Origin of the sequence: Gordonia sp. DT218 (assembly GCF_049847105.1) — a bacterium.
Classification (GTDB): Bacteria; Actinomycetota; Actinomycetes; order Mycobacteriales; family Mycobacteriaceae; genus Gordonia.
Genome location: NZ_JBNCNS010000001.1, coordinates 1,282,044 through 1,300,220, shown reverse-complemented (window position 1 = coordinate 1,300,220; position 18,177 = coordinate 1,282,044). Strand labels below are relative to the sequence as shown.

At 65.6% G+C, this 18,177-nt stretch carries 20 protein-coding genes; 14 read left to right on the top strand and 6 right to left on the bottom strand.

Annotated elements, in window-relative coordinates:
• Positions 1-57: 57 nt before the first annotated feature.
• Positions 58-2,382 carry a 5-methyltetrahydropteroyltriglutamate--homocysteine S-methyltransferase gene (gene metE, locus ACPXCG_RS06095; protein WP_425790055.1) on the top strand — a complete coding sequence of 775 codons (2,325 nt, stop codon included), beginning with the start codon at positions 58-60 and terminating at the stop codon, positions 2,380-2,382.
• A 239-nt stretch (positions 2,383-2,621) separates the two neighbouring features.
• Positions 2,622-3,347, top strand: a complete 726-nt coding sequence (locus tag ACPXCG_RS06090) for a heparin-binding hemagglutinin (RefSeq protein WP_425790053.1) — start codon at positions 2,622-2,624, stop codon at positions 3,345-3,347.
• A gap of 109 nt (positions 3,348-3,456) precedes the next feature.
• Here ACPXCG_RS06090 and ACPXCG_RS06085 read toward each other — a convergent pair whose 3' ends face one another.
• Complete coding sequence (locus ACPXCG_RS06085) at positions 3,457-3,984, bottom strand: helix-turn-helix domain-containing protein (RefSeq protein ID WP_425790051.1); 528 nt, start codon at positions 3,982-3,984, stop codon at positions 3,457-3,459.
• 68 nt (positions 3,985-4,052) lie between these two features.
• On the opposite strand from ACPXCG_RS06085, the gene ACPXCG_RS06080 reads away from it, so the two are divergent.
• Positions 4,053-5,252, top strand: coding sequence for a benzoate/H(+) symporter BenE family transporter (locus tag ACPXCG_RS06080; protein ID WP_425790049.1), 1,200 nt, complete (start codon positions 4,053-4,055; stop codon positions 5,250-5,252).
• A gap of 27 nt (positions 5,253-5,279) precedes the next feature.
• On the opposite strand, the gene ACPXCG_RS06075 is transcribed toward ACPXCG_RS06080, so the two are convergent.
• On the bottom strand, positions 5,280-5,633 hold the full coding sequence (locus ACPXCG_RS06075; protein ID WP_425790047.1) for a WXG100 family type VII secretion target: 354 nt from the start codon (positions 5,631-5,633) through the stop codon (positions 5,280-5,282).
• A 212-nt stretch (positions 5,634-5,845) separates the two neighbouring features.
• On the opposite strand from ACPXCG_RS06075, the gene ACPXCG_RS06070 reads away from it, so the two are divergent.
• Genes ACPXCG_RS06070 through ACPXCG_RS06060 form a run of 3 tightly spaced genes read left to right on the top strand, consistent with a single transcriptional unit; the run spans position 5,846 to position 8,041 of the window.
• Positions 5,846-6,742 (top strand): hypothetical protein, encoded by an 897-nt coding sequence (locus tag ACPXCG_RS06070; protein ID WP_425790045.1) that lies wholly within the window; start codon positions 5,846-5,848, stop codon positions 6,740-6,742.
• A complete protein-coding gene (locus ACPXCG_RS06065; RefSeq protein WP_425790043.1) occupies positions 6,733-7,497 on the top strand; it encodes a hypothetical protein in 765 nt (254 codons plus the stop codon). The genes ACPXCG_RS06070 and ACPXCG_RS06065 overlap by 10 nt, the downstream gene beginning before the upstream one ends.
• Positions 7,484-8,041: a hypothetical protein gene (locus ACPXCG_RS06060; RefSeq protein ID WP_425790041.1), complete on the top strand. Its 558-nt coding sequence runs from the start codon at positions 7,484-7,486 to the stop codon at positions 8,039-8,041. The genes ACPXCG_RS06065 and ACPXCG_RS06060 overlap by 14 nt, the downstream gene beginning before the upstream one ends.
• A 107-nt stretch (positions 8,042-8,148) precedes the next feature.
• On the opposite strand, the gene ACPXCG_RS06055 is transcribed toward ACPXCG_RS06060, so the two are convergent.
• The 3 genes from ACPXCG_RS06055 to ACPXCG_RS06045 are packed head-to-tail and all read right to left on the bottom strand — an operon-like array spanning position 8,149 to position 10,657.
• Complete coding sequence (locus tag ACPXCG_RS06055) at positions 8,149-9,018, bottom strand: polyphosphate kinase 2 family protein (RefSeq protein WP_425790039.1); 870 nt, start codon at positions 9,016-9,018, stop codon at positions 8,149-8,151.
• Positions 9,019-9,047: 29 nt separating this feature from the next.
• On the bottom strand, positions 9,048-9,857 hold the full coding sequence (locus ACPXCG_RS06050; protein ID WP_425790037.1) for an SDR family NAD(P)-dependent oxidoreductase: 810 nt from the start codon (positions 9,855-9,857) through the stop codon (positions 9,048-9,050).
• Positions 9,854-10,657 (bottom strand): TetR/AcrR family transcriptional regulator, encoded by an 804-nt coding sequence (locus ACPXCG_RS06045; protein WP_425790509.1) that lies wholly within the window; start codon positions 10,655-10,657, stop codon positions 9,854-9,856. The genes ACPXCG_RS06050 and ACPXCG_RS06045 overlap by 4 nt, the downstream gene beginning before the upstream one ends.
• Before the next feature lie 40 nt (positions 10,658-10,697).
• Between ACPXCG_RS06045 and ACPXCG_RS06040 the strand changes: the two genes are divergently transcribed.
• From ACPXCG_RS06040 to ACPXCG_RS06015, 6 genes are all read left to right on the top strand, one after another.
• Positions 10,698-12,050 carry a DUF445 domain-containing protein gene (locus ACPXCG_RS06040; protein ID WP_425790035.1) on the top strand — a complete coding sequence of 451 codons (1,353 nt, stop codon included), beginning with the start codon at positions 10,698-10,700 and terminating at the stop codon, positions 12,048-12,050.
• 135 nt (positions 12,051-12,185) lie between these two features.
• On the top strand, positions 12,186-12,656 hold the full coding sequence (locus tag ACPXCG_RS06035) for a helix-turn-helix domain-containing protein (RefSeq protein WP_425790034.1): 471 nt from the start codon (positions 12,186-12,188) through the stop codon (positions 12,654-12,656).
• A gap of 4 nt (positions 12,657-12,660) precedes the next feature.
• Positions 12,661-13,464, top strand: a complete 804-nt coding sequence (locus ACPXCG_RS06030; protein WP_425790032.1) for a heparin-binding hemagglutinin — start codon at positions 12,661-12,663, stop codon at positions 13,462-13,464.
• A gap of 65 nt (positions 13,465-13,529) precedes the next feature.
• Positions 13,530-13,826, top strand: a complete 297-nt coding sequence (locus ACPXCG_RS06025) for a DUF2516 family protein (protein WP_420714213.1) — start codon at positions 13,530-13,532, stop codon at positions 13,824-13,826.
• 67 nt (positions 13,827-13,893) lie between these two features.
• Entirely contained in the window at positions 13,894-14,736 is an 843-nt protein-coding gene (locus ACPXCG_RS06020; RefSeq protein WP_425790030.1) for a MerR family transcriptional regulator, read from the top strand.
• Positions 14,737-14,760: 24 nt separating this feature from the next.
• Positions 14,761-15,837, top strand: coding sequence for an alpha/beta fold hydrolase (locus ACPXCG_RS06015; RefSeq protein ID WP_425790028.1), 1,077 nt, complete (start codon positions 14,761-14,763; stop codon positions 15,835-15,837).
• 7 nt (positions 15,838-15,844) lie between these two features.
• Here the strand turns inward: ACPXCG_RS06015 and ACPXCG_RS06010 are convergent, their stop codons facing one another.
• Positions 15,845-16,939, bottom strand: a complete 1,095-nt coding sequence (locus ACPXCG_RS06010) for a UDP-N-acetylmuramate dehydrogenase (protein ID WP_425790026.1) — start codon at positions 16,937-16,939, stop codon at positions 15,845-15,847.
• Positions 16,940-16,985: 46 nt separating this feature from the next.
• Here ACPXCG_RS06010 and ACPXCG_RS06005 point away from each other — a divergent pair, with 46 nt between their 5' ends.
• Both ACPXCG_RS06005 and ACPXCG_RS06000 read left to right on the top strand, forming a co-directional pair.
• Positions 16,986-17,480 carry a DUF2505 domain-containing protein gene (locus ACPXCG_RS06005; RefSeq protein WP_425790024.1) on the top strand — a complete coding sequence of 165 codons (495 nt, stop codon included), beginning with the start codon at positions 16,986-16,988 and terminating at the stop codon, positions 17,478-17,480.
• Between the two features lie 179 nt (positions 17,481-17,659).
• Entirely contained in the window at positions 17,660-18,169 is a 510-nt protein-coding gene (locus ACPXCG_RS06000) for a DUF2505 domain-containing protein (protein ID WP_425790022.1), read from the top strand.
• The last annotated feature ends 8 nt before the right edge of the window (positions 18,170-18,177 follow it).

Genomic DNA, 18,177 nt, shown 5'->3' with positions numbered 1-18,177 from the left:
TCCGGGGAACGCACCGAGGTCACCCATCGGGTCGGGAACTGCCGATAGGGTCTACCAATGACTAGCTCGTTGCAGGAGATCGAATACGGCTCGTCGATCCTGGGTTATCCCCGCATCGGCGCTCGCCGCGAGCTGAAGAAGGCCCTCGAGGATTACTGGCATCAAGGCAGTTCGCTCGACCAGCTGCTCGCAGCCGGTCGGGAGATCGGCGACGGGATGTGGCGTGAACTGGCCGCCACCGGACTCGAACAGGTACCCGGCAACATCTTCTCGTTCTACGACCACGTGCTCGACAACGCGCTGTTGTTCGGTGCCGTACCCGCCCGGTTCGAACCGCTGCGTGCCGACCTCGAGCCGCTCGACCACTACTTCGCGATGGCCCGGGGCAAACCCGACTTCCCGCCCTTGGAGTTGGTGAAGTTCTTCAACACCAACTACCACTACCGGCAGCCGGAGATCGGTGTGGACACCGAGTTCTCGCTGACCGCGGCTCCGGAGTTCGCGCAACGACTGCTCGACGAACACCGGCGTGCGAGCGCCGACGGCATCGAGTTGCGCCCGGTGACCCTCGGGCCGGTCAGCCTGCTGCTGCTGTCGAAGCCGGCGCCGGATGCGCCGGACGGGTTCCGTCCGCTCGATCGCCTCGATGATCTGCTGCCCGCCTACGTCGATCTGTTGGAACGCCTTGCCAAGCAGAACTGCAAGTGTGTCCAGCTCGATGAGCCGGCGTTCACCAGCGATCGGTCCGATGCCGAGCTCGAATCGCTTGACCGCGCCTACACCCAGCTGTCCCATGCGGGGTTGCGCCCGCGGTTGCTGGTGACGGGCCAGTACGGCGATCTCGGTGCGGCACTGCCGATCCTGGCGCAGACGCAGGTCGACGCGATCGGCGTCGATCTGGTCAGTGAGCCGATGTCGGCGGCGGCACTGGCAAAGATCCCCGGGCTGAAACGCAAGCGGCTGTACGCCGGTGTCATCGACGGGCGCAATGTGTGGAAGGCCGCCAAGGGCGGAAAGCTCGACTATCTGCTGGAGATCAAGAAGCACATCCCCGACATCGTCGTGTCCACGTCCTGCACATTGATGCATGTTCCGGTCGACAAGTTGATCGAGCCCGACCTCCCCGGTCACGTCGCCGATCGGCTGTCATTCGCGAAGCAGAAGGTCGGCGAGGTGGTGGCACTCGCGAAGGCCATTGCCGACGGTGCGCCCGCGCATTGGTACACGCGACCCACGAAGGTCGACTTCAAGCTGAAACATGATGTGCGGCAGCGGGTTGCCCACATCCGTCCCGACCAGCGCGAGCGTGCCCCGTACGCCGAACGCAAGAAGGCGCAGGACAAGACCCTCGGTCTGCCGACGGTGCCCACCTGCACCCTGGGCTCGTTTCCGCAGACCAGGGATGTCCAACTGGCCCGCTACTACTACGGCCAGGGCCGGCTCGGCTGGGACGAGTACGTCGACCGCCTCAAGCAGGAGATCAGACGGATCATCGAGTTGCAGGAGGACATCGGGCTCGACGTGCTGGTGCACGGCGAGCCCGAGCGCAACGACATGATCCAGTACTTCGCCGAGCTCATGGACGGATACGCGTTCACCCACATGGGTTGGGTCCAGGTGTACGGCTCGAGATGTGTCCGGCCGCCGATCCTTTACGGGGACATCAAACGTCGCGGCCCGATGACGGTCGAGTGGATCACTTTCGCGCAGTCGTTGACCGACAAACCCGTCAAGGCGATCCTGACCGGTCCGGTCACCATGCTCGCGCGTTCCTTCGTACGCCAGGACCAGCCGCTCCACGAGACCGTCGAGCAGTTGGCGCTGGCGGTGCGCGACGAGGTGACAGACCTGGAGAGAGCGGGGATCCGGATCATCCAGGTCGATGAGCCGTCGATCCGCGAGCTCCTCCCGTTGCGCGAGCGAGGGCGGGACGGCTACCTCGACTGGGCGGTGGCGGCGTTCAAGCTCGCCGTCGGTGGCGCCGGGCCGGCCACCCAGATCCACACGCACCTCGGCTATTCGTCCATCGCGCAGGTCGTCGAGGCCTTCGATGCCCTGGATGCCGACGTCACCTCGATCGTCGCGACCCGGTCGATCGATTGGGTGCTCGACGAATTGGCCAAACGCGGCACGGCGATCCAGCGAGATGTGGGTCCGGGCGTGTACGAGAGCCGCAGTGCGGCGATCCCCGACATCGACGAGATCGATGCGCGTATCCGACGCGCGACGAGCGCGATCGATCCGAAACGACTGTGGGTCAATCCCGATGGCGGTCTGAAGACGCGGCACTATTGGCAGCTCGAACCGTCGCTGCGCAACATGGTTGCCGCCGCCCGGCGCGAGCGCCGGCGTATCGCCGCGACGCAGGCTGTCTCCGGCTGATCATCCGTATTGACAGCAGATCAACTGGTGGTGACATCCACCACCAGTGCTAGCAGTGTGCTTGCATTTGCTAGCAGAACGTGGATACTGGGTGATGGAACCAAGGAAATGGCCCGATGCGCCATCGACAGCAACGGCGTTGTCGAGTGATCCGAGACCGCTGACCATTCGACAGTATTTGTGCCACGGCGTATTTGGTGACCACACAATCTCAAATCACAACTCATGAGGAGTTCGCTGTGAGTGAATCGACACGCACGCTGGCCAATCCGATCTACGCGGCCGTGGGAGCAGGCGACTATGTCGTCACCCAGTTCAACGACATCATCTCGCAACTGCGCGAGCGCACCGAGTCTGCATCGGAGAGCGCCCAGGCGCGCTTCGAGGAGACCCGCGGCACCGCTGCGGCGCGCTACGAGGAGACCAAGACTCGGATCGGGTCGCTGCCCGAGGACGTGCCCGCCGGCATCGAGGAACTGCGCGGCAAGATCAGCTCTGATGAGCTACGCAAGGCCGCCGAGGGTTACCTCGAGTCCGCCACCGAGTTCTACAACTCGCTCGCCGAGCGCGGCGAGGAGACCGTCGAGCGTCTGCGTCAGCAGCCGGTCGTCCAGGAGAACATCGACCGTGCGGGCAAGGTCTACAGCGACGCCGTCGACCTGACCGAGGACACCCTCGGTGTCGTGTCGTCGCAGACGCGCGTCGTCGGTGAGCGCGCGGCGAAATTGGCCGGTCGGGTGAGCAATCGCGTCGAGGACGTGGCCGTCGACATCGAAGAGGCGGGTCAGACCATCAAGTCCGGCACCGCCGACGCCGCCGATGAGATCGGTGGCGCCGCAGGGACTGTCGAGGCCAAGGGCCGTACCGCCAATGCGTCGCCGGCGAAGAAGATCGCCGCTGCAAAGAAGGCGCCGGCGAAGAAGGCACCCGCCAAGAAGGCGCCTGCCAAGAAGGCCGCCAACTAGTCAATCGCAAAGCGGGGGTGACACGTTCACCTCGTCTGCCGGAATCCACCTTCGCGTATTCGAAGGTGGATTCCGGCGTTTGAGGTGGAACCGTCGGGCGACTGTGCATTCACTGCGGCGGGGAGTGGATGGTGAGCACCGCGGTGGCACCTGTCCGGCTCCGATAGGTGTGCTCGACGTCGCTGATCCACTGCAGTGTTTCGCCTGGTTCGGCGTGCCGTTCGGTACCTGCGCGGCCGGCCTCGAGCGCACCGGTCACCACGTGGACGTTCTCGGTGACCCCTGCGCCGTGTGCGGGGGAGGTGCGGACGCCGCCCGGCAGGATGCGGAGCCAGAAGACCTCGGTGGTCGCGCCATCCGGATGATGCTCGACGTGCAGGATCTGGGCGTGCAGGAACTCGCCGCTCCCCTCGGTCCCGGCGTCCTCGCCGAGGAGTGCGGTCAGCGGGACGCCGAGTGGTCCGGCAACTGCGTAGAGCGTATCGAGAGTCGGATTGCGTTGCCCGGCTTCGATCTCCGACAGCGAACCCTTGCCGATCGCGGCGCGGCGGGCGAGTTCGGACAGGGAGAGTCCGCGGTCGGCGCGCAGGGCCGCGATTCGGCTGCCGACGGCTTGCCTGCGGTGTTCGACGGTCACAGGCTGGATTCTCCCACTCGATCGAGGCTGCGTTCTGTTTACGGAACGTTTGAGGTAGCCTCACTCCGGTGACAATCACAGCACAACCCGGTCTGCAGCAGCCGATTGTCGCGGGCATCGTCACTGCGCTGGTCGGGTTCACTTCGTCGTTCGCGGTGGTCACGGCCGGTTTGCGTGCGGTCGGTGCGACGGCCGAGCAGGCGGCGTCGGGACTGCTGGCGCTGACGGTGGTGTTCGGCCTGGGGATCATCGTTCTCAGCGTGCGGACTCGTGCGCCGATTACGCTCGCCTGGTCGACTCCCGGGGCCGCGATGCTGGTCAGTATGGGGGCGTCGTACGACGCCGGGTGGCGGGCCGCGGTCGGTGCGTTCCTGGTGGTCGGGGTGTTGATCCTGGTCACCGGCCTGGTGCCGGCGTTGGGAGATCTGATCTCGCGGATCCCGACACCGATTGCGCAGGCCATGCTCGCCGGCGTGCTGCTGACGCTGTGTCTCGCGCCGATGCATTCGCTGGTGGCCGCCCCCGCGCCGGCAATTCCGGTGCTGGCGGTCTGGCTGCTCGCGACACGGTGGTTGACCCGGTGGGCGCTGCCGCTGGCGTTGGCGACCGCGCTGGTGGTCATCGGTATCCACCTCGCCGTCGACGGCGGGGACGGCCTCGGCTCGGCAACCTGGTTTCCGGCATTGTCGGTCACGGCCCCGTCCTTCGACGCGGCCGCGATCATCGGCATCGCGGTGCCCCTGTTCATCGTGACGATGGCGTCGCAGAACATCCCGGGTGTGGCGGTGCTGAGCTCGTTCGGATATGTGACGCCGTGGCGTGCCGCCATGTCCGTCACCGGGGTCGGCACGCTGGTGGCCGCGCCGTTCGGAGGCCACGCCATCAATCTCGCCGCGCTGTCGGCGGCGTTGGCCGCGGGGGATGAGGCCGGACCGGATCGGGGGCGGCGCTGGGTGGCCGGCGTCTCCGCCGGAATCACCTACCTGGCGCTGGCCGGGTTGTCAGGGGTGCTGGTCACGATTGCGGCCGTCGCGCCCGGTGGACTCGTGGAAGCCGTTGCCGGCCTTGCACTTCTGGGGACATTCGCCAGCGCTATCGTCGGTGCGTTCACCGCCGTCGAGACGCGCGTGCCCGCCGCCCTGACGTTCGTCGCGGCCGCGTCCGGGGTCACCTTCTTCGGGATCGGGGGAGCGTTCTGGGGGCTGGTGATCGGGTTGGTGGCGTACGGGGTGCTGCGGGCGGGGAATCGGCGTTCGACCGTCACGTAGAGACGATGGCCTGTCCCGTCTCGTCGATCAGAGATTCAGGGTCGATTCGCCCGGTTGGGCGGTCACCGTCTCGATTCGTCCGGCGGATGAGTCGTCGGTGGTGGTGTAGTGCACCGCAGAGGTCCGAAAGTGGGTCGAATGATCGCCCATCCGGGTGGTCAATGTCTCTGCGGCAGCTCGCATCGACTCCACCCGAGAGCTCATAGCGGCGGCCGACGCTCCGACCCATCCCGACGCCACCGCACTCTCGATCTCGGCGTGCGCGCCCGAATACACATCGTCGGATTCCGATTGCCAGCCCGCGAGGCGATATCCGTCGTGGTGGAGGTCGTCGGGCGACACAGTCACCTCACCGGATTGCGGGGATGTCGCGTCGCCCATCCTGATCCTCCCTCGCTGTGCACAGCCGTTCGACTGCCAAGATACATTCACCCCAGCGCAGGGCCTGCGAAACGATCGGGGAGACACCGGAAAAGGGTGCATCTCGGACATGGTCGAGGTGGTTGAGTCCGTCGCCTGAATGACCAGGTGGCGAGTGTGCCCATCGCCCGTGGCACGATATGTGCTCGGTGAAGTGTGCCGTCGGGGTGAAAATGGGCAAACTGACCGCCTTCGAGACGTGGAACAGTTCCGCTGGCGATGCCGCTCGAGAGTCCGTCAGCAAGACCCGCAAGGACCTCGATCGTCACGGTGAGGTCGCGACGAGAGTTGCCGACGCCGCCCGCAGAGCTGAGGGCGAGATAGACCAGGTCAAAGAATCGCTCAAACGGCTTCGCGCGGACGTCGCAAAGTACGGTTTCGTTCTCGACGCGAACTCGGACACGATCTTCGACCCGCATCCGCCGAACATGGATGACTGGCCCGCCGAGAAGGTCAAGGCCTATCACGATGCACTGGAGAGGCTTCAGTTCGAGCTGCTGGCCGTTCTGACGGCGGCTGTCGTGGCCGATCACGACCTCGCGAAGGCGATCGACGCCGCGGATGGTGACGTGAAGGGAGACGTCGATTGGGCCCCTTCCACCGGTGACGTGGTCCTGGGGAGTACGGCGGGATTGACCGGTGCAAAGGCCGACATCATCCGCGACATCTGGCTCAAGTCGATCGGCGAGAATCCGACCGGTGTGAACGCAAAGATCCTGCCATGGTTGGAGGACATAGGCCGAATGAAGGGGATCTCCAAGATCGGCGGAGTCGTGGGCGTGCTGACAGCAGTGCCATCGGTATTTGCTGATCATGATGAGGGAAACTCGTGGAGTGAGGCGATTACCCGAGAAACTGCAAGTACAGCGGTCGGCGTGGGCACGGGAACTGTGGCGGCGGCCGGTGCGAGTGCGGCAATGGCCTCGATCATCGCAGGCACCGAGGTCGGCGCGACGATCGGTTCGGTTGTACCTGGCGCCGGAACCATCGTCGGTGCGATCGCTGGCGCTGCCATCGGAGGGACGGCGGCATTCTTCACGTCGAAGGGGATCGATGCACTATGGGACTGACCTCTGAAAGTCTGACTTATCAGTGGAAGCGACACACCACTTACGAAGTCCCACGGGCGCTGGGGCATATGTTGGCCCTGGTCCTGATCGGGATTGTGGGGATTGCCGTGGCAATCGCGCTGGGCGGCAACGTGTTGGCGTTGGTGTTTGTCGCAACGGCATTGATCCCCGTTCCGGTCGTGTTGCGGAAGAGGACCAAGTTGCGACGTGCGCCCCAACATCTCGTGCTCTACCGACAGCCGTTTTACACCAATGGATGGCTGTGGATGACAATGGTGTTCGCAATGATGACTGTTGGCGTCGTCGGACAAGTGGCAGTCGGGGCGACACAGGCATGGCGTATTGCGCTCCTTGCCGTTCCGACGCTTCTAGGTGCGGCGCTCACGGCTGTGTTGGCCTACAAGTACAGGGGTCCCTTGACGCTGACGGCGACCGCAGTGCGCTCCGGCAGCGGTAGGTCTGTGGACATCGGTACTGCACGAATTGATTTCGTGAGCGTGGAACAGGGTGCCCCATCGATCAAACTGACTCCTGCGTCAGGGCGTCCCCTTGTCGTGTCGCCCGTGCCCTACAACGTGGACTTCGACTCTCTGCTGTCGACGATCGAACAGCTTCGGACCTGGAATGAGCAGGGAAGAAACACTTCTCCGGCCGAGATCGAAGCCATGGTCTCGGCGACACCACCCGACGGACTCGAGGTCGGTGAATCGATAGCGCTGACTGTGTCTGTGGTGATGGATCATGAATCTCATTGAGGAATTGAACCGATTTCCCGGAGCGCGGGTCGAACCGGTGGTCGATCTGAGCGCCCATGAACTTCGTCCACGGGGGCTACCACCGGAGTGGCGTCGGATCCGTGCCGGCTACGCAGGTGGGCAACCGGCTGTGACGTGGCTCGATTCCGCCGCAGTGGACGAGATCGCCTCGTCGATCGGCAATGACGGTGATGCAATCGAGCCCGCGTTTGTTTCTTCAGCGATCCTGATGGGATGGACCATCAGCGGGCTGCACGACTCAACTGCCCGCGTCGGTGCACTCGCCAGTGAGATCACAGAGGATGTGCATGGCTGGACCGCGAGAGATCAACTGAGCGTTCGGCTGGGCGACGGGGCATTCTCCATCCGTTTGTTGGGAACGATGGAATCGCCATTCGGTCCGTTGGTCTCGAACATTCACAACATCGTGTTCTCGAGCGGCGATTTCGACACGACGCTCATACAACTCGCAGTCACCGCAACACAAGACTGGTCGTCCGTCGCGGATGACATCGTGCTGGACGCTCGGCCAGGGTGGGATTGAACTCGAGCCCCGTGTTCCGTGGCAGGTCGTACACAACTGCAACGTGAGCGAGCGTCGACGACAATAATTGTCGCGGAAACCCGCTCAGGGTGCATCTGTGTACGGAGTCAGTCCTCCAGCGCGGCCACGCGCTTCTTTTCCGCCTCGACGTCGAAGTCCGCCTTCGGCCATTCGAGGTCGAGACGCTCGAGAGCGTTGATCAACAGCTCGCAGATGGCCAGTCGCGCAAACCATTTGCGGTCGGCGGGGATCAGGAACCAGGGTGCATGGCTGCTGTCGCAGCGGTCGAAGATCGCTTGGTAGGCCTCGAGATAGTCGTCCCAGAAGCCGCGTTCGTCGATGTCGCCGGGGTCGTATTTCCAGTACTTGTCCGGACGCTCGAGGCGCTCGGTCAGGCGTGCCTTCTGTTCGGACTTGGACACGACCATCGCGCATTTGATGATCGTGGTCCCCGACGCCACGAGGTCGCGCTCGAACTGGTTGATCACCTCGTAGCGCTTCTCCCACTCCGACTTCGGTACGAGATCGTGCACCCGCACGGGCAACACGTCCTCGTAATGGGAACGGTCGAAGATGCCGATCCGGCCGCCGGGTGGCAGCGCACGATGAACACGCCATAAGAAGTCGTGCGAGAGCTCCACCGGTGTCGGCTTGCCGAACCCCTGAATGGTCAGGCCCTGCGGATCGACCAGTCCTCCGACGTGCCGGACGATCCCGCCCTTGCCGGCCGTGTCCATGCCCTGTAGGACGAGTAGCACCGATCGCCGGTCGCCGGCTCTTCCGTTGGCGTAGAGCAACTCCTGGAGATCGGCGAGGACGGCACCACGCTCGGTGAGAAGGGCTGCGCCACTGTCCTTGCCACCCTCGAAACCCGGTGTCGACGATGGCTCGAATCCGGCGATCGGCCCGGTCGCCGTGACGCGCAGTGACTCGACAGCGGGTGTGGTCCAGCCGGCCGTCTTCGCGTGCTTCCCCATTGAGCCGTGCCCTCCCGATCGTTGCAGTGTCAGCCGAGCGATTCGGCCGCCGCGGCGGTGGGCGGGAACAGCGGTCCGCCACCGAAGGCCTCACGATGTGAATCGGGCGCGGTCCCATCGTTGTTGGTGAGGCCGTATCGAGCGCCGAGTTCAGCAGTGACCAGGGTATGGCCGTTGTGGTCGTCCAGGTCGGGATCGCCTGCCAGGGCATCGATCACCCGCCCCACGAACTCCGGGTCCTCCGCGCGTTGCAGTGAGAACCCGGCGAACTCGTCGATCCCGAGGGACAGCAGCAGTTCGGTCCGGATGAGACCCAGCCACAACGACACCGCGGTGACGCCGGTACCGGAGAGCTCGTGACCCATGTCGAACGACATCTTGTCGAGCCCCGACTTGCTCATGCCGTACAGGACCGAATGCAGATGACCACGGGAACCGAAGGACGAGATCGAGGTGATCAGCCCGCTGCCGCGCGCGACCATCATCCGGGCGGCGTGAACGGAGGCGACGTAGTGGGCGCGCAACCCGACGTCGATGAGGGTGTCCCAGTCGTCGACCGGACGTTCCCAGAACCGGTCGGAGAAGCCGCCGAAGCCACGCGGGGCGGCCCAGGCGTTGTTGACGAGAAGGTCGAGTCCGTCGGTGTCGCGCTCGACCCGGGCAAACACCTCGGCGACCGCATCGTCGTCGGTGTGGTCGCAGGCCACCGCGATGGTTCCGTCCGGTCCGGTCCCCTGACGTGACGTGACGTAGACGGTCCAGCCGGCGACGGCGAGCGCCGTGGCCACCCCCTGTCCGACTCCGCGACTGCCTCCGGTGACCAGTGCGGTACGGCTCATTCGGTGTCCTCGATTCCGTTGTCGGTGATAGGTGGTTCCGGTTCCGGAAGTGGTGGCGGCGCGGCGACGAACGCCTCCCGGGAACCGTTGAATGCCGCGATGCCGACGATGGAGCTCCACGACAGCATCGTCAGGTAGTCGATCAGATCGCCGACCGGGATGGAACGTTCGGTCATCCACCAGTCGACCGCGCGCTGGATCGCGCCCACCAATGCGTTGGACCACACCTCGGCACCCGAGATGTCGGCGTCGCGCTCGGTCATCCGCAGGACGAGAGCGGCGGTCATCAACTGTGCGACCAGCTTCTCCGAGTCGGCGGTGGCCGCCGACGACGGGGGGCTGGTCAGCGCGAACTTGTACAGGTTCGGTTCGTCGGCGACCGCGTTCACGTAGACACCGATGGCAGTGCGGGTCAGCGTGTACTCGTCGACGTCGTCGGTGATTGCCTCGGTCAGGCGCGGCAGCAGCATCGTCTCGAAGAAGCGCACCGCGGTCGCCACACCGAGATCACTCTTGTCGGTGAAGTACCGGTAGAGAACGGTTTTGGACACACCGATGTGTGCGGCGATCTCGTCCATCCCGACGTCGGCGCCGAGTGTGCGCACCGCGTCGATGGTGCCGTCGGTCAGTTCGGTCCGTCGTGCCGCCTTGTGCTTCTCCCAGCGTTGCCGCCGGCCGTCGGGTTTGGCGACGCCCTCGGTGACGGTACTGATCAATGCCTGCTCGAGGCCCCGGGTCACGTTCGTGGCGGCGGCCACGGCGGCTCGGGCTGCCGCGGCTGGGCTCGGGCGATTGGCCATCACCTGGCTAGCGTAGTGGGTGGCGGGTAAAACTGGTCCAATGCCGCCAACAGTCATTTCGGACGTATCCGGTGGGCCGGACCGTCCACCTGCGCAGGAGCCGCCGCAGTCATCTCTCGGCTTCGGTTCCGACGGTGCCGGCGACGCCGCCCGCCGTCGCGACCTGCGCAAGATGAAGGTGGTTGCCACCGGATTCCTGGTCTTCGCGGCAGTCGTGTATCTCTTCACCCGCTATCTCGAACACCGTGACGGCGTCGACGTCGCCGCGTGGGTCGGCTATGTCCGCGCCGCTTCCGAGGCCGGCATGGTGGGTGCGCTCGCCGACTGGTTCGCGGTCACCGCGCTGTTCCGGCATCCGCTGGGATTGCCGATCCCGCACACCGCGCTGATCCGCAAGAAGAAGGACGACATCGGCGATCAGCTCGGGGGATTCATCGAAGAGAACTTCATGACCCCGGACGTGATCGAAGATCGTGCGACGAGCCTGGAACTGCCCCGCCGCCTGTCCACCTGGCTCGCCGACCCGGCCAACGTCCCGCGGGTGTCCGATGAGGCCGCGCGGATGATCTCGCTCGCCGCGGAGATGCTGCGCGACGAGGACATCGAGCAGCTGATCGAGCACGCGATCAAATGGGCGGGGGAGCCGGAATGGGCGCAGCCGCTGGGCCGGATTCTCGAGCAGCTCATCGCCGAGGACCGGCTCGAGCCGGTGTTCCAGCTGGCGTGCGACCGTGCCCACGAGTGGGCCCTGGGTAGCCAGGATCTGATCGACCGTGTCGTCGACCAGGATGTCGGCCCGTCGTGGAAACCCAAGTTCGTCAACGCCATGCTCGGCGACAAGATCTACCGCGAGCTGGTCGACTTCACCTACAAGGTGCGTACCGAGCCGGACCACCAGTTCCGCCGTTCGATGCATCAGTTCGTCGAACAGTTCGCCGACGACCTGCAGCACGATCCGGAGATGATCGCCCGGTTCGAGGCGATCAAGCAGGAGCTGATCGGCCGCGACGAGGTCTCGGATGCTGCTTCGACGGCCTGGAAGACCGGCAAGGCCGTCATCGAGCAGATGCTCACCGACCCCAACAGCACGTTGCGGAACTCGTTGTCGGACGCGGTGATCCAGTTGGCCACGCGAATCCGGGACGACCGTCCGCTGCAGGAGAAGATGAACGGCTGGGTGGCGCGGGCGGCCCGTCACGTCGCGGTCAACTACTCGCAGGAGATCATCTCGGTGATCACCGAGACGGTCCGCGGATGGGACGCCGACGAGACCAGCCGAAAGATCGAACTCCAGGTCGGCCGCGATCTCCAGTTCATCCGCATCAACGGCACGGTCGTCGGCGCGCTCGCCGGGCTCGCGATCTACACGGTCTCGGTGTTGATCTTCGGCTAGGCGGCGGGCGGGTGGGATCTGGCCCGCTCGCGCCGGCGGTTAGCACTCTGCTTGCACTAGCTAGCACACCCGCAGATACTGGTGGCAGGAACCGACCGGGGCGAGCGGAGCGACGGGGAATGTGACGGGAGTGTGATGAAGCCGCACGAGAACGATCTGCCCGAGCCGGCCGGAGGCGAAGTGCCATCTGCCGACGACGACAGTTCGACGGGCCCGGTGGAAGCGGTCGAGGCAGTGGCGACCGCCGCCCAGGATGCGGTGACGAATGCCGCCCAGGACATCGGCGGTTTCATCCGTGCACAACGGGTCGCGGCCGAGGTGTCGCTCCGGCAACTGGCCGAGCGCGCCGGCGTCAGCAATCCGTACCTGAGCCAGATCGAACGGGGACTCCGCAAGCCGTCTGCCGACGTCCTCGCCCAGATCGCCAAGGGCCTGCGACTGTCCGCCGAGGTTCTCTATGTGCGCGCCGGAATCCTCGAGGAGCGTCCGGCCGGGCCGGTTCGCGACGCACTGCTCGCCGACGACTCGATCAGCGAACGCCAGAAACAGATGCTGCTCGAGATCTATGAGTCGTTCCGAAGAGAGAACACCGACGCCAAGGAGTGAAGCCATGCCGGAGAACCCGATGAACACCGTGATCGAGCAGGTGGCCGTCCTGCTCACCGATCTCCGCGAGCGCAGCGAGGCCGCCGGTGACGAAGCGCAGAAACGATTCGGCGATGCGCAGAGCAAGGCGCAGGCACGGGTCGACGAGACGCGGGACTCGGCTCTGGCACTGTTCGAGGAGGCGCGGACCAAACTGTCCTCGCTCCCGGTGGAACTCCCCACCGAGATCGAGGACCTGCGTGCCCGGTTCACCCCCGAGGAACTCCGCAAGGTGGCCGAGGCCTATCTGGCCGTCGCGGCGGGCCTGCTCACCGCGCTGTCCGAACGCGGCGAAGAGGTGGTGGAGCGGCTCAAGGCCCAACCCCTCGTCGAAGAGAATCTGCCCAAGTTGGAAAAGGTCTACAACGACGCCGTCGGCCTCACCGAGGATGCGCTCGGCAGCATCTCGGGCCAGACGCGCGCGGTCGGAGAACGGGCCGCCGCGCTCGCCGGCCTGACCGGCGGGAAAGCGGATGAGGTGGTGCTCGAGCCGTCGAAGAGGTCGCCGGCAAAGAAGGCGCCCGCCAAGAAGGCCCCCGCGAAGGAGGCGCCGGCGAAGAAGACCGCTGCCAAGAAGACTGCTGCCAAGAAGGCCCCGGCCAAGAAGGCCCCGGCAGCCAAGAAGGCCCCAGCGAAGAAGACAGCAGCGACGAAGGCCCCGGCAGCCAAGAAGGCCCCCGCGAAGAAGGCCGCAGCGAAGAAAGCCCCGGCCAAGAAGGCCCCGGCGAAGACAGCCCCGGCGAAGAAGGCCGCCGCGAAGAAGGCCTGACGGGTTCGTCCGAATCGCGAACCGTGGGACATGTCTAAGGTGGGGGCGTGGACCTTCTTAGCGTGATGGCCTACGGGCAAAACCTGATCCTGCTGGCCCTGACCGTGATCGCCGGTGTCGCGTCGGCGGTGGCGCTGGTGCATGCGGCTCTCCAACGGTCCGATGCGTTTCCCGCCGTCGACCGGCAGAGCAAGGTCATCTGGGTGGCGATTCTGGCGGCGGCGACCTTGTTCATCTGGCTGTTCGGTGCGGTGAACTTCCTCGGTCTGATCGGTGTGGTGGCCATGCTCGTCTACCTCGTCGACGTGCGGCCGCGCGTCGACGACATCCAGGGCAAGCGGTGGTTCAGCAAGAAAGCGTGACGGATCCCTCCGGACAACTCGCGCCCGGTGGTTAGGGTCATCGGTCGGGACTGAATACACTGGCGAAATGGCCGAGTATCGGATCAACGACCTGGCTCAGGCGTCCGGGGTCAGCGTGCGCAACATCCGCGTCTACCAAGACCGCGGATTGCTGCCCGCGCCGGCCATCCGGGGACGCACCGGGTGGTACTCCGATGAGCACCTCGTCCGGCTGAACCTCATCTCCCGCATGCTCGAACGCGGGTATACCTTCGCCACCATCAGCGAACTCCTGCATGCGGCCCACTACGGGATGCGCGTCGAACAGATATTGCGGGGTACCCCGAAGAGTGGCCGGTTCCGCAACTTCAAACGCGCGGCGACGATCACCATCACCGAACTCCGCAAGACCCTGAACGCCACCGACCGGTCGATCGCATTGAGTCAGAAGCTCGGACTGCTGGCCAAGGACGGCGCGCACTATGCGATCCGCAATCCCGAGCTCCTCGAAGGCGCGGAGACCCTGGTCAAGGCGGGTGTGGACATCGACGTCCTGCTCGACCGCTGGGTCCGCGTACAGGACGATCTCGAAGACGTGGCGAAGAGCTTCGTCTCGATCATCACCGACAAGTACTTCGACGAGAACCTGCCCGACCTGGGCGAGGAGCAGGTCAGCAAGATGGCCGAGCTGATCCAGACCGTGCGGCCGATGGCCCACGAGATCGTGGAGTCGACCTTCCGACAGGCACTCGACAAGCAGATCTCCGTGGCGATCGGCGAGGCCAGCACCTATTTCGACGCCTCGACGGAGGGGGAACCGGCAGATCTGGAGACCGGGGCCGGAGCCCTCGAGCACGGCGAGGATGCTGACACCGTGGACGTCGGTGAACCCACCGACGGGGCGCGAACCGTGGCCGACCGCACGGACTGAATGCGGCGGCCCTAAGGGGAGATGATGAACAGACGAGCACTGGCGATCACGACGGGAGCGGTGGTGGCTGCGGGGGCCGGCGCGATCGCGGTGGGCACCGGAACGATCTTCGCGGGCCTGGCCCGGGACGCGTTCCGTGCCGAACGAGCCGTCGACGACGGTCCCGACGATCTGCTGGCCGTGCCCACCGTCGAGCCGGAGCGCATCCCGGTCGACGCGGTCGGCGGTGCTCGCCTGAACGTCGAGCGTTACGCGCCGGCGGAGGCGGGCGACGGAGACATCGTCGTGATGGTGCATGGCTGGACCTGCAACATCGCGTACTGGTACCCGCAGATCAATCACCTGGCCCGCACGCATGACGTGGTCGCCTACGACCAGCGCGGGCACGGCGCGAGCCAACTCGGTCGCACCCGGCCGACCATCGCGATGCTCGGGCAGGACCTCGACGCCGTGTTGTCGGCGGTGGTCCCGAAGGGTCGCCGTGCGATCCTCGTCGGACACAGCATGGGCGGCATGACCATCTTGTCGTGGGCGGCGCAATACCCGGAGAAGGTGGGCTCGCTGGTCTCGGGCGTCGCGCTCACCTCCACCGCGGCGAAGGGCGTGATGCAGAACCATTTGCTGATCCCGGTCGACCTCCCGCGGTACACCAAGCCTTTCGAGAGCGCCGTCAGCAAGCTGTTCACCTCGACACCGATGCCGATCCCGCGTACACCCTACGGTTCGCGGTTCTCCCACTACATCGCGCTGGGTCCCAATGCGCGGAAGGCCCACGTCGACTTCGTCGACGAGATGATCGCCGGCTGCCCGCCCCGGTCGCGGGCCGGCTGGGGTTCGGCGATGGGCAAGCTCGACGTGACCGCGGGACTCGACGCGCTCACCGTGCCGACCACCGTCGTCGTCGGCACGGACGATCGGTTGACCCCGCCGGTACACGCCGAGCAGATGGCCGACGTGTTGCGGCGCAACGGAAATCTCCGCGAACTGATCGTCCTCGACGGCGTCGGGCACATGTCGAGCATCGAGGCCGATGTGCGCTTCAACGAGATCCTCGACGACATCGTCGCGGAGTCGGCGCGGGCATCGAGTTCGGTGGGCTGACCGCCCGTCAGATCGAACAGTTCACCAGGACGGGCTCGGGATGCAGGGTCACGCCGAACGCCTCCTTTACGCCGGTCTGGACGTCGCGGGCGAGGTCGAGCAACTCATCGGTGGTCGCGTCGCCGCGATTGGTCAGCGCGAGAGTGTGTTTCGTGGACAGCCGGACCGGGGATGAAGGGCCGGGATACCCGCGCGCGTAGCCGGCACGTTCGATGAGCCACCCGGCCGACAGCTTCACGCCGTCGTCGGCCGGATAGGTTGGGACGGTGATGTCGCGGCCGACGCGGTGGTGGATCTGTTCCAGGATGTCGACAGCGCCCGATGCGAGGATCGGGTTGGTGAAAAACGATCCGGCACTCCAGGTGTCGTGGTCATCCGGGTCGAGGACCATGCCCTTGCCGCGTCGCAGGGCGAGGACCTGTTCGCGGACGTCGCCGGCATCCGCACGTTCCCCGGCCTCGACGCCGAGCGCCGCCGAGAGCTCGCGATAGCGCAGTGGCTGGCTGACACGATCGTCGTTGAGCCAGAAGGAGACCGCCACGACGACGTGGTCGTCGCGGTGCTTGAGACTGCTGGTTCGGTAACCCAATCCGAGTTCCGTCGGCGCCACCCACCGCAGTTTGGCCGCCCGCCGATCGAGCACCTGCACGCTGCGCAACAGATCGGCGACCTCGACGCCATACGCACCGACGTTCTGCACCGGGGTGGCGCCCGCGGCACCCGGAATGCCCGAAAGGCATTCCAGCCCACCGAAACCCTCACCGATCGTGGTGGCGACGAGGGTGTCCCAGTCGACGCCGGCATCGGCGGTGACATGCACCCGGCCCGATTCCCGGCCGGAGCCGAACTCGATGCGAGAACTCTGGATGAGGATGGCCGTGCCGTCGAAACCGTCATCGGAGATCACCAGATTCGAGCCGCCGCCGATGAGTAAGGTGCGTTCGGCCCGGCCATCGAGGGCGGTGATCTCGTCGACCAGGCTGCGGGTGTCGGGGCATCGCACCACGGCGCGGGCGGGACCGCCGAGGCGCAGGGTGGTGAGCTCGGCAAGACGGGCGCCCTGAGCTGCGGGCGCGGGTCGGTTCACCCCTGAATCGGTCACCCGAGTAACCGTAGCGGCAATTCGGTGGTCCGGTACTCTCCCCCTCATGGCCAGCAAGATGGAGCACGTGGTGTCCTACCCGTTCGGAGTACGGCGGCTCTGGGAGGTCCTCTCGACCGAACAGTACTGGCGCGATCTGCTCGAGGCGATCAACTCGAGCCACGGCAAGCTCGAGTCGTTCGAGTTCGCCGACGACACCATCACCGTCACCATGCAGCAAGGTGTGCCCGAGGAGAAGTTGCCGTCCATCGTCACCAAGGTCCGCCCCGGCGATCTGGAGATCCCGCGTCGTAGCACCTTCACGCTGGCCGGCGATCAGATCACCGGCGAGATCACCGCCACGGTTGCCGGCGCGCCGGCCAAGGTCGACGGAACCCTGGTGGCCAGTGGCGACCCGGCGTCGGCGACATATCAGGCCGACGTCGAGGTCAGTGTCCCGTTCGTCGGCGGCAAGATCGAGAAGGCCATCATCGACCAGCTCATCGAACTCCTGGACTCCGAGCGCGAGCAGACCGTGACTTGGGAAGCAGCGAATCGGTAGCGGTGCCCCGGTCCCTGAGGGGCGCAGTGGTGGCCATGCCCGATCCCTGAGGAGCGCAGCGTCGGCCATGCCCGATCCCTGAGGAGCGCAGCGTCGGCCATGCCCGATCCCTGAGGAGCGCAGCGTCTCGAAGGGCGGCGACTTGGGAAGCAACGAATCGGTAACGTAGCCTGGTCGCCATGGCACGACGGCTCAGCTACTCGGCGCGCTTCACCCACCCCGCGCAGACGCTCTACCAGGCGCAGAACACCCGGCAGTACTGGGATGACATGATGGCGGGGTTCCAGATGATCTCGCCACACTGCGAGGTCGAGTCCTTCACCTCCGACGAGACCGGAATGAAGGTCGTCCTCAAGCAGACGATCGGTCGCGACCAACTTCCGGCGCTCGCGCAGACCGTCCTGATGAAGGACATGGTGATCACCCGCGAGGAGTCGTTCGGTGTGTTCGATCCGGACAACACCAAGGGCAATTACAACGCCTCCATCCCGGCCGGCCCGGGCAGCCTCAACGGCTGGCAGGAACTGTTCCCCACCGAGACCGGCTGCACCATCCGCAAGACCAGCGAGGTCAAGGTCTACCTCCCGTTCGTCAACGGCAAGCTCGAGCAGCTGATGCTGGTCAACCTTGTCGACCTCTTCCGGGCCGAGGCCGAGTACGCGGCCGACTGGGTCACGAAGAACCTCTGAGATCCCCG

What these genes read in the sequence shown, in the direction of transcription:
- ACPXCG_RS06005 (WP_425790024.1), top strand. Translation starts at nt 16,986, where the DNA reads ATGGCCAGCAAGATGGAGCACGTGGTGTCCTACCCGTTCGGAGTACGG.
- ACPXCG_RS06035 (WP_425790034.1), top strand. Translation starts at nt 12,186, where the DNA reads ATGAAGCCGCACGAGAACGATCTGCCCGAGCCGGCCGGAGGCGAAGTG.
- ACPXCG_RS06075 (WP_425790047.1), bottom strand. Translation starts at nt 5,633, where the DNA reads ATGGGCGACGCGACATCCCCGCAATCCGGTGAGGTGACTGTGTCGCCC.
- ACPXCG_RS06025 (WP_420714213.1), top strand. Translation starts at nt 13,530, where the DNA reads ATGGCCTACGGGCAAAACCTGATCCTGCTGGCCCTGACCGTGATCGCC.
- ACPXCG_RS06045 (WP_425790509.1), bottom strand. Translation starts at nt 10,657, where the DNA reads ATGGCCAATCGCCCGAGCCCAGCCGCGGCAGCCCGAGCCGCCGTGGCC.
- ACPXCG_RS06055 (WP_425790039.1), bottom strand. Translation starts at nt 9,018, where the DNA reads ATGGGGAAGCACGCGAAGACGGCCGGCTGGACCACACCCGCTGTCGAG.
- ACPXCG_RS06060 (WP_425790041.1), top strand. Translation starts at nt 7,484, where the DNA reads ATGAATCTCATTGAGGAATTGAACCGATTTCCCGGAGCGCGGGTCGAA.
- ACPXCG_RS06020 (WP_425790030.1), top strand. Translation starts at nt 13,894, where the DNA reads ATGGCCGAGTATCGGATCAACGACCTGGCTCAGGCGTCCGGGGTCAGC.
- ACPXCG_RS06030 (WP_425790032.1), top strand. Translation starts at nt 12,661, where the DNA reads ATGCCGGAGAACCCGATGAACACCGTGATCGAGCAGGTGGCCGTCCTG.
- ACPXCG_RS06000 (WP_425790022.1), top strand. Translation starts at nt 17,660, where the DNA reads ATGGCACGACGGCTCAGCTACTCGGCGCGCTTCACCCACCCCGCGCAG.
- ACPXCG_RS06040 (WP_425790035.1), top strand. Translation starts at nt 10,698, where the DNA reads ATGCCGCCAACAGTCATTTCGGACGTATCCGGTGGGCCGGACCGTCCA.
- metE (WP_425790055.1), top strand. Translation starts at nt 58, where the DNA reads ATGACTAGCTCGTTGCAGGAGATCGAATACGGCTCGTCGATCCTGGGT.
- ACPXCG_RS06065 (WP_425790043.1), top strand. Translation starts at nt 6,733, where the DNA reads ATGGGACTGACCTCTGAAAGTCTGACTTATCAGTGGAAGCGACACACC.
- ACPXCG_RS06015 (WP_425790028.1), top strand. Translation starts at nt 14,761, where the DNA reads ATGAACAGACGAGCACTGGCGATCACGACGGGAGCGGTGGTGGCTGCG.
- ACPXCG_RS06070 (WP_425790045.1), top strand. Translation starts at nt 5,846, where the DNA reads ATGGGCAAACTGACCGCCTTCGAGACGTGGAACAGTTCCGCTGGCGAT.
- ACPXCG_RS06050 (WP_425790037.1), bottom strand. Translation starts at nt 9,857, where the DNA reads ATGAGCCGTACCGCACTGGTCACCGGAGGCAGTCGCGGAGTCGGACAG.